We start from the raw sequence: 8999 nt of genomic DNA, 5'->3' as shown, positions 1-8999 counted from the left end.
ATTTCAACTCCATAGAGGATGCCGCCCAGAGCCGCGCCGGTGGCGTTGGCGACCTGCCGCATCGGCTTGTCCGACACCGTGGACTCGCAGAACACCGCCGGCACGTCATGCGCCTTGACGAACGTGATCGTCGAGGCGATCTGCTGCGGCGTCGCCTGTTGCTCGGCGTTCACGGGCCAGATGTACTGCTCCGTCAGCCCCGTGTCGCGGGCGAGGTACGAGAACGCGCCCTCGCAGGTCACCAGCGCCCGCTTCTTTGCCGGCAGCGTCGACAGCTTCGACACGAGCTCGTCCTGTACGGCCTGGAGCTTGGCCTTGTAGGTTGAGGAGTCGAAATGAAATAGCTTGCGCGTTTCGAACCCTCCACAGGCCTGTGACCTGCGATGATGCTCTCGATCACGTATTTGTTACTTCATTACGTCCCCTTACCGTTCGCCCTGAAGTCCGCCGCGTGCGCGGGATCGAGATCACTGAAGGCATCGACGATGTTGTCGACATAGATTTGCGCGTTCAACGGGCTCATCCAGGCGTGCGGGTTCGGCTTGCCTGCGTAGGCGTCCTCGGTGATGTCTATCGCCTTGACCCCGTCCGACACCACGGCGTGCCGCACGTGCACCGACTCCACGAACCGCTTGAACCACAGCTCCAGGTTCAGGTCGTTGTCCAGGATCAGATCCGCGTCCGATGCCTTCGTGATATCACCCGGCGTCGGCTCGTACCCGTGGATCTCCGCCCCCACCTTCGTGATCGACTCCACCCGCAGGTGATCTCCTGCAACGTTCTGTGCGATGTCCGATAACACCGTGAACGTCGTCAGTACTACCGGACGATCACGCCCCCCACCGGCCGATGCGTCGACAGCGGGGGTGGTGGAGCACCCCGACAGCATCAGCGCGGCGGCGGCGGTAGCCGACCCCACTCTCGACAGCCATGCGACAGTACCGCGCATCATAAGCCCCTTCCCGTCCTTCCGAACATCAATCTTCGGTATGGCGAAGTTTGATTACTATATAGACGGATTCTCGGGTGATGTCCAACCATCTCCACGCGTTCGTCGGATATCGTGGTTGTCCAATCACTATTCGTGATCGATTATTGCGGCGGAGTGTGGCCGCGGGTCGAGCCAGGACAAGGGCGCCCCGCCACCTGGATGATCGTTCCTGTCGAAGAAAAGATCAACTGGGTGAGGTTGAGGGGGTTGAACGACAGTCCTGCCGGCGAACACCTCGGAGTTCAGTCGGGCACCGGCCCGGCTGGGACGACTCGGCGAGTTAGCCGTCGTCGCCGCCCGCTGCCGGAGTCGTGCGCACAGCAGGGAGGGTGACCTGCTGGTCGGCATCGAGGGCGAGCTGTGCATCGCGGGCCCGCAGCTCACCCCTGGCTACCTGGACCCGGCGGACGACCGTGGCCGGTTCTTCGAGCGGGACGGCCGCCGCTGGTACCGCACCGGCGACCGGGTCCGCCGTCGTAGCGAGGCCGACTCCGGAGCCGGTTGATTGTGCCGGTGAGGAGGCCACGGTGAGGGTCTGCGGCGTAGCCGTGGCGATGCTGCCGGGACAAAGCTGGGTCATCTCCCTGGTCGATCGATTGTCAGGTGAACGTGGGAACCGTCCCCGGTTGCCCTCCCCTCCGGCCGGCCTGGCTGTAGGCGGGCAGGTCCGTTGCCGACCGTGGACCGTGGGACGGAGGCCCCGTAGTAGTCCGAGCGCGCGAGAGGCGCGTATATGGCGAAGGGGGCCAGCAAGTCGGCAGTGAGGACGCTGGAATGCTCGGAGGCCGCCGGTGAACACCGACGAACTGGACTTCGCCTGGTATCAGGCCGAGGAAAGGGTACGAGAGATCCAGGCCAAGCTGTACCGGTGGGCGAATGAGGACTCTCACCGCCGGTTCGAGGATCTGTTCAACCTCGTCTGCGACCCGGCGTTCCTGCTTGTGGCGTGGGGTCGCGTGCGGAGGAACAAGGGTGCGTGCACGGCCGGTGTGGATGGGCAGACCGCCTACTACATCGAGACCGTGCGTGATATCGGGGGGTTGCTGGAAGAGCTGCGGGCCGATGTGAAGGCTGGTAGCTTCCGCCCGCGACCCGCTCGGGAGCGGTTGATACCGAAGGCGAACGATAGGCTGCGTCGCCTGGGAATAGCGACCGTCCGGGGTCGGGTGGTCCAGGCATCCTTGAAGCTGGTGTTGGAGCCGATATTCGAGGCGGATTTTCTCCCGTGCTCGTACGGGTTCCGCCCGAACCGCTGGGCGCACAACGTGGTGGCAGAGATACGCCATTTCACGGGGCGCTCTTACGAGTGGATCGTGAAAGGCGAGATCAAAGCCTGCTTCGACGAGATTTCGCACTCGGCTCTCATGGACCGGGTGCGCGGTCGTATTGGGGATAAACGCGTCCTGGCTCTGGTGAAGGCGTTTCTGAAGGCGGGGATCCTCGGCGAGGACCGCGTGCTCCGGGAGAACGACGCCGGCACTCCGCAGGGTCGATCTTGTCGCCGTTGCTCAGTAACGTGGCCCTGTCGGTGCTGGACGAGCACATCGCCCAGGCGCCGGGTGGGCCTGCGGCCACCTCCAACGACCGGCGGATGCGCCGGCGTCGCGGCCTGCCGAACTACCGGCTGGTCCGCTTCGCCGACGACTGCTGTCTGGTCGTGGCGGGTACCAGATCCGACGCGAAGAGGCTGCGAGACGAGATGGCCGGGGTCTTGGAATCGATGGGTCTACGCCTGTCGGAGGAAAAGATCCTGATTACCCATATTGACGAGGGTCTCGACTTTCTGGGGTGGCGTATCCAGCGTCACCGAAAGCGAGGCGCGATAAAACGCTATATCTACACCTACCCGGCCAAGAAGGCGCTTCGAGCCGTCATGGTTAAGGTGAAGAAGGCGTGCCGACAGAACACGAACCTGAAGCTCGAAGCCCTGCTGCACCAGATAAGCCGGATGCTGCGGGGCTGGACCGCCTATTTCAAATACGGCTGTTCAAGTGCTACGTTCGGCTATCTGCGGGCCTACCTGTGGAAACAGGTCATCAGATGGATCGGCCGGAAGCACCGGCGGACTACCTGGAGGCAGCTCCGGCGCCGATACAGCTGTGGAGACGGGTGGCCGGCCGAGGGAGAGGTGGTGCTGTTCGATCCCGGAAAGGTAGGCATAGAACGCTACCGATACCGGGGAAAACGCATCCCGACGCCATGGCAGAGGGCGGCATGAGAAGACACGTCCCCCCGGGGCTTGTGGAGAGCCCGGTGCGCTTAACCGTGCACGCCGGGTTCGGGAGGCGGGCCGAGGAAACGGGCTGGCCGCAAGGCCGGCACCGCGCCTCGGTCCGACCTCACTACCAAACGCTCTTCCTACAGGCCGGCAGGCACGCTGAAGACCGAACTGAGGGTCGCTCTGCGGTCCGGCCGGGCACGCAGACGACCGTCCGGGGCGATACCCCAGGCGTCGCAGGCGATCCCGGACATGGTCAACATCAGCGAACGGCCCGCGGAAGCCGCCGACCGCGCCGTCCCCGGCCACCTCGAAGGCGACCTGATCATCGGCAAGGGCGGCAAGAGCCAGATCGCGACCCGCGTCGATCGTCACACGCGCTACACCACACTGGTGCGGATTCCCTACGACCGGACAGCCGCCTGTGTCGCCCTCGCCCTCAGCCTGAAGATCAAAGAGCTGCCGGCCGACCTCGTCCGGTCGCTCACCTGGGACCAGGGGAGGGAGATGGCCGTACACGCCACCTTCACCCTCGGGACAAGCGTTCCGGTCTACTTCGCCGACCCGCATTCACCCTGGCAGCGGTCGACGAACGAAAACACCAACGGGCTTCTCCGTCAGTACTTTCCGAGATCTACCGATCTCTCTGGCTTCAGTCAAGCTGAACTTGACGCCGTTGCCGCCGAACTTAACGGAAGACCCCGGAAGGTTCTCGGGTGGAAAACCCCGGCAGAGGTCTACAGTGAGACCCACAATCTGATAGAATCGCAACCGATGGTGCACTGATCGCTGGAATCCGCCGCAATGGGGACGTAATGAAGTAACAAATACGCGATCGAGAGCATCATCGCAGGTCACAGGCCTGTGGAGGGTCCGAAACGCGCAAGTTATTTCATTTCGACTCCAATGTAGCCGGAGGTCAGGGTTGAGCGCGACTACGACAAGCAGACCGAAAACGAGATCAGAATCAGATGTCCGAGCCCCTGGAAAGCCTCGAGAACGTCGAGAGACAAAACGTTCGTAAACCCCACCAGATGCGCAGGAATCTCCTCTCGACGTGGGCCGTCAGGGACTCGAACCCTGAACTCGCCGGTTAAAAGCCGGCTGCTCTGCCAATTGAGCTAACGGCCCTGCGAGAGTCATGATACCGAACTGTGTGTCCTCGGGGTGGTGATCGGGGTGTCGGTGCGGCTTGTGGGGGTGTGGATGGGATGCCGGGTGGCAGGGTGGGCGGCTTGTGGTGGCTCGTGGCCGCCCGTCCGCCCTGGGCGGGGCGGACGGCGGGGGCCGGGTTAGTCGATCGTGGTGTGGTGCCGGGGGTAGTCGTGGGGGCTGCGGGTGCGGGGGATGAGGCGTGCGGTGTTGCGGGCGATCTCGGCGGCGAGGTCGGGGAGGATGTGGGTGTAGGTGTCGGCGGTGATCATGATCGTGGAGTGGCCGAGGAGTTCTTGGACTGCTTTGAGGTCGGCGCCGGCGGCGAGGGCGAGGGTGGCGGGGCCGTGGCGGAGGCCGTGGATGGTGATGGGGGGTAGGTCGGCTTCCTGGATGAGGGTGTGGAAGCGGTTGGTGAGGTGTTCGGGGTGGATGGGAGTGCCGTCGGGGTGGGTGAACGCGAGGCCGTTGTTCGGCCAGATGGTTCCGGCGGCGAGCCGGTTGGCGTGTGCGGCAGGTTTTCAGGACGGCGAGGGTGTCGGGGTCGAGGGAGATGACACGGTCCCCGGCGTCGGATTTCGGCTTGGCGAGTTGGGTGGCGTAGCCGATCTGGACGAACTGCCAGCGGATGGTGAGGGTTGCGTTGGTGACGTCGATATCGTCGATGTGGACGGCGACGGATTCACCGCGTCGGAGCCCTCGGTAGGCGATGAGGTGGAAGACAGGGTAGAGCGGGTCGCTATGGGCGTGGTCGAGGAACCGCCCGGTCTGCGCTGGGGTCCAGACCATGAGTGGAGCGTTCCCGATTTAGTAGACAGTTCCATTATGCGGCTTGTGGGTGTTCCCTGTCAAACTTGGCCTCGTACTCGACGGGCGTCATGTAATTGATCGTGGAATGTATCCTTCTGCGGTTGTAGTACGTCTCGACGTAGTCGAAGATGCCGGCGCGGAGCTGTTTCAGGACGGCGAAGGCGTGGAGGTGGACGAACTCCTTCTTCAGGGTCACCCAGAACGATTCCGCGGCGGCGTTGTCAAAACATATACTGGTCCGCCCGACCGAGTTCCTGATCTTGTTTTTCTTGCAGAACTCGACGAAGTCGTGGCTGGTGTACTCGCTGCCGCGGTCGGGCAGCGACGAGGGCTCGACGGCCTGGACGGTCGTGATGTGCCTGCGGGGCCCGCGGGTGCACGCTGACCAGGCCCAGCTGGGCCATGAGCCGCTGGACCCGCTTGTAGGCGACCCGGACGCCCTGGCGGCGGAGGTCGGCGAAGATCCGCCGCACGCCGTACCGGCCGTGGTGCGCGTCGAAAATCGCCCGGATCTTCGTGGACAAGGTGATGTCGTCCCGCTCGCGTTTCGACGGTCCGCGGTTCTTCCAGGCGTAGTAGCCGGCGCGGGAGACGCCGAGTTTCCGGCACAGGTAGTCGACGGGGAACGTGTTCACACCGTCGGCGGGAGCAGGCTTCTTCGGGGCGTGGGCCGAGATGAACTCGAACCTCACTTCTGGTCGCTCGCGAAGAAGCTCGCGACTTTTTTTAAGAAAGAGCTGTCCATCTGCAGCTGTGCGTTCTTCTTCCGGAGCTCCTCGAGCTCGGCGCGCTCGGACACCGATAGCGGCCGCTCCCTGCCCTCGTCGGAATCCTTTTCTTTCTTCACCCAGTACCCCAAGCTCGTCTCGTTGATCCCAAGGCTCTTCGCCACCTCGGCGATCGTACGGTCCGAACCAAGGACGAGAGCGACCGCCTCGTCCTTGTACTCCTGGGTGAACTTCCTCCGCGTCGATCCCATCCCTGGATCTTCCTGGTAGTCAGTGGACTTTACGTCGACTGTCTACGAGATTGGGATGGCTTCATAGATCGCGCCGCTTCGCTTGCGGACATGCGTCAGTCCGTCCCCGGGCTTCACGAGTCCGGCGTTCACAAGCTTCGCGAGATTGCCAGGCGGACGGGCCGCGCCCGGCTCTTCGGCCACCGCTGGAGCGGAGAGCCCCAAGACGCGACGGAGGACATAATTCGGGGTGTCGACGAAGGGCGCAGCCTGATCCTGCAGGCACTTGAAGACCTCGTCGTCGATCTCGATCCGCGGGACCATGCCTGACTCCATCCTTTAAGGGGACGTAATGAAGTAACAAATACGTGATCGAGAGCATCATCGCAGGTCACAGGCCTGTGGAGGGTTCGAAACGCGCAAGTTATTTCATTTCGACTCCTAAGCACGGTACCATTTGAAGCCTGTGAGATCTGGAGTGAAAAAGTCAAGGGGCGACTGCTCAGATCGACCTTGCCGGCGGCGAGGGTTCATCCTGGATGGTCACCAGGTCTGGTGAGCAAGCCGGTCGCCCGGCCGCGCGGCAGGGTCACGCGACCCTGGTCACATCGAAGGGCGCGAGCTGGCTTCAGCGGTTGGCCGCGCGAACGACGTTCGGCGCATATTGTAGGTACGTACCTACCAGGGGGGTGATCGTGGTGACCATGGTCTCATCGCGAGAGTTCAACCGTGACGTGAGCGCGGTCAAGCGGGCTGCCGCCAGCGGTCCGGTGATCATTACGGATCACGGTCGGCCGTCACACGTCCTGCTGTCGTTCGCCGACTACCAGCGGCTCACCGGAACCGCGGGCAGCCTGGGAGACGCGTTCGTTCTGGAGGAGGAGATCGACTTCGAGCCCCTACAGCCGTGGGACTCGCTGCGCGAGGTCGACCTGTGAGCTTCCTACTCGACACCAACGTCATCTCCGAGCTCCGTAAGCCCGCGAAACGCCGCGAGGACCGCTTCAACGGCTGGGCCGCGGCCCTGTCACCATCGGATACCTTCCTCTCCGTCATCACCCTGCTAGAGCTGCGGGCTGGCATTGAGAACAAGCGACGGCACGATGCCCGACAGGCGGCCGTCCTGGACTCATGGCTCGATCAGAACGTGCTCCCGGCATACGCAGGCCGGCTGCTCGACGCCGATCAGGTCGTCGCCGGCTCGGCGGCGCGACTTCACGTGCCCGACCGGCGCCCAGCCCACGACGCGCTCATCGCCGCCACGGCCCAGGTGCACAGCCTCACGCTCGTCACCCGCAACGAGGCCGACTTCGCCGCCATGGGCGTCTCACTCGTCAACCCTTGGACCTTCCAGCTGTAAGCAGGTCCCGAAGCTGGGCGGCACAGAACCTCTGGCGGTAGGACCGGGCACACTCATGTCTTCGGCAGCGTGATCGGTCGCAACGGCACCACCTGAGGACCCTCTAACGGACCACGACCGAGGTGTCCTCCATAACGGCCCGAATCCGCGACATGAGACTTCGCACTTCTGGGATCATCGTGGTACCTGGATCTGATAGGACGTGGTTCCCCTGACCTGGAGGCGCAGAAGTGTCCGAAACCGCCAGATGTCCGGAAAAGTTGTTCTATCCCATAGATGATGTTCCGGTAGGCGCGGTCACCGCGCATCACCCCCGGTCAGGGCACGTGTCGTGACCGGACGGACAGTGATTTCAGGGCCAGCGACCAAGATCAAACGGTTTGGATGCTGGTACATAAGGTCCACCACGCTCCGTAGTCAGTCTCTAGCCTAGTCAAATAGGTTATATCCATCAGTTGGGTTAGTCTGCAGCGCTCCGTAGGTGCAGGTCAGGTGCAGGTCAGCGGGCCTGGGAAGCCGGTTCGTACAATGCCGGGCTTCCCGATCTCACCGGCTCCAACGGTGACTGCCGGTTCCGAGATCGGGTCGCCTGGCGTCGGTGCTTGTCGCCCGAGTGTCTGTCTGCCGGGCGCCGAACAGGCGGGCGAAGTTTGGCAGTCTCGCGAGTTCATACCGGATCTTGTCTCAAAGATCTTGGCAGGTTTCCGCTGGCCTTGCCGGATTTCGTGGTCGTGCGACCGCGGAACCTGACACACTAGGTCGGCGGCGGGGTCTCCCGGGGCTGGGGAAGTGACTTCAACAATCCCGACCCTGCCGGGTGACCCCGTTGCTTGTGCGTGCACCCCATTTCCCGTCACGGTCCGTCATCCTGACCGGGCGCAGCCCACCACCAGCCTTGACTATCACCCCTGCGCTCTGACCTGCGATTATGATTTCTCCCCAGCCCTGAGCTCCTCCTCGGAGCAGCCTTCAACCCCCTTGACTCCAAGAGCACTCGACGCCGCGCCTCAGAAAAGCGACAACGATCCATGATCACCATCCTTACCAGGAGACAGGTCGAGACGCGATGAATGGCGAGCAGATCCTCACAGTGCACGAAGCTGCGCGCTCCTGGCAGCCGAACGAGAACGCTGCCGAAGCCCTGGCGCACACCGTCGAATGGCTCACCTGCTTCCAGGTCTGCACACCCCGGGCCGAGAGGTACGCCACGCTTTCGGCCTGGGTATACCCTCTGGCCCCGCTGCCGGAGCTGGAACTCGCTTACGACATCCACGCCTTCTTCCGGATCTACGACGACTTCACTGACGATCTCGTGGCGGACATCAGCCGCATCAACGTCATCAGCGCGGAGCTCACCGGGATTCTCTACGGGAGACCCGCGAAGTCCCCCATGGGGATGACCTTCCATGACCTGTGGGCGCGGCAGATCGCCAGCTCGCCGGACCAGTGGGTGGCTCGGGTCAGCGAGCACTGGGAATGGTATTTCAACACGCAGGCCACTTATGCGGGC

General features: G+C 63.4%; 12 protein-coding genes, 1 tRNA gene and 3 pseudogenes. 6 read left to right on the top strand and 10 right to left on the bottom strand.

The window, feature by feature from the left end; translation table 11 throughout:
- The 3 genes from AC08OQ_RS14480 to AC08OQ_RS14470 form a co-directional block, all read right to left on the bottom strand.
- On the bottom strand, nt 1–284 hold a 284-nt coding region (locus AC08OQ_RS14480), incomplete at its 3' end, for a metal ABC transporter solute-binding protein, Zn/Mn family (RefSeq protein ID WP_476612115.1).
- Nucleotides 285–415: 131 nt separating this feature from the next.
- Nucleotides 416–949: a metal ABC transporter solute-binding protein, Zn/Mn family gene (locus AC08OQ_RS14475; RefSeq protein ID WP_476605085.1), complete on the bottom strand. Its 534-nt coding sequence runs from the start codon at nt 947–949 to the stop codon at nt 416–418.
- A gap of 322 nt (nt 950–1271) precedes the next feature.
- Nucleotides 1272–1571, bottom strand: a complete 300-nt coding sequence (locus AC08OQ_RS14470; RefSeq protein WP_476601560.1) for a hypothetical protein — start codon at nt 1569–1571, stop codon at nt 1272–1274.
- A gap of 211 nt (nt 1572–1782) precedes the next feature.
- Between AC08OQ_RS14470 and AC08OQ_RS14465 the strand changes: the two are divergent.
- The 3 genes and pseudogenes from AC08OQ_RS14465 to AC08OQ_RS14455 form a co-directional block, all read left to right on the top strand.
- A pseudogene (locus tag AC08OQ_RS14465) lies at nt 1783–2729 on the top strand (reverse transcriptase domain-containing protein); the annotation flags it as partial.
- A complete protein-coding gene (locus tag AC08OQ_RS14460; RefSeq protein WP_476601564.1) occupies nt 2712–3209 on the top strand; it encodes a group II intron maturase-specific domain-containing protein in 498 nt (165 codons plus the stop codon). The pseudogene AC08OQ_RS14465 and the gene AC08OQ_RS14460, both read left to right, overlap by 18 nt.
- 159 nt (nt 3210–3368) lie before the next feature.
- A complete protein-coding gene (locus tag AC08OQ_RS14455; protein ID WP_476601563.1) occupies nt 3369–3995 on the top strand; it encodes an IS30 family transposase in 627 nt (208 codons plus the stop codon).
- Nucleotides 3996–4267: 272 nt separating this feature from the next.
- On the opposite strand, the gene AC08OQ_RS14450 is transcribed toward AC08OQ_RS14455, so the two are convergent.
- The 7 genes and pseudogenes from AC08OQ_RS14450 to AC08OQ_RS14420 form a co-directional block, all read right to left on the bottom strand.
- Nucleotides 4268–4340 (bottom strand) — tRNA-Lys (locus AC08OQ_RS14450).
- A gap of 161 nt (nt 4341–4501) precedes the next feature.
- Nucleotides 4502–4633 (bottom strand): hypothetical protein, encoded by a 132-nt coding sequence (locus tag AC08OQ_RS14445; protein WP_476601559.1) that lies wholly within the window; start codon nt 4631–4633, stop codon nt 4502–4504.
- Nucleotides 4634–4663: 30 nt separating this feature from the next.
- Nucleotides 4664–4795: pseudogene (locus AC08OQ_RS14440) on the bottom strand (site-specific integrase); the annotation flags it as partial.
- Nucleotides 4796–5184: 389 nt separating this feature from the next.
- On the bottom strand, nt 5185–5403 hold the full coding sequence (locus AC08OQ_RS14435) for an IS3 family transposase (protein WP_476601562.1): 219 nt from the start codon (nt 5401–5403) through the stop codon (nt 5185–5187).
- Nucleotides 5393–5863 (bottom strand): IS3 family transposase, encoded by a 471-nt coding sequence (locus tag AC08OQ_RS14430; protein WP_462188546.1) that lies wholly within the window; start codon nt 5861–5863, stop codon nt 5393–5395. The genes AC08OQ_RS14435 and AC08OQ_RS14430 overlap by 11 nt, the downstream gene beginning before the upstream one ends.
- Complete coding sequence (locus AC08OQ_RS14425) at nt 5860–6150, bottom strand: transposase (protein WP_476601558.1); 291 nt, start codon at nt 6148–6150, stop codon at nt 5860–5862. Before AC08OQ_RS14425 ends, AC08OQ_RS14430 begins: the two co-directional genes overlap by 4 nt.
- Nucleotides 6151–6192: 42 nt before the next feature.
- Nucleotides 6193–6453 (bottom strand): hypothetical protein, encoded by a 261-nt coding sequence (locus tag AC08OQ_RS14420; RefSeq protein ID WP_462188548.1) that lies wholly within the window; start codon nt 6451–6453, stop codon nt 6193–6195.
- A gap of 380 nt (nt 6454–6833) precedes the next feature.
- On the opposite strand from AC08OQ_RS14420, the gene AC08OQ_RS14415 reads away from it, so the two are divergent.
- The 3 genes and pseudogenes from AC08OQ_RS14415 to AC08OQ_RS14405 form a co-directional block, all read left to right on the top strand.
- A complete protein-coding gene (locus tag AC08OQ_RS14415) occupies nt 6834–7067 on the top strand; it encodes a type II toxin-antitoxin system Phd/YefM family antitoxin (protein WP_462188549.1) in 234 nt (77 codons plus the stop codon).
- Nucleotides 7064–7489 (top strand): PIN domain-containing protein, encoded by a 426-nt coding sequence (locus tag AC08OQ_RS14410; RefSeq protein WP_476601557.1) that lies wholly within the window; start codon nt 7064–7066, stop codon nt 7487–7489. Before AC08OQ_RS14415 ends, AC08OQ_RS14410 begins: the two co-directional genes overlap by 4 nt.
- 1066 nt (nt 7490–8555) lie before the next feature.
- Nucleotides 8556–8999: pseudogene (locus AC08OQ_RS14405) on the top strand (terpene synthase family protein); the annotation flags it as partial.

It is taken from the genome of Frankia sp. CcCS3 (assembly GCF_977927575.1).
This window is presented reverse-complemented; position numbering and strand designations above follow the sequence as displayed.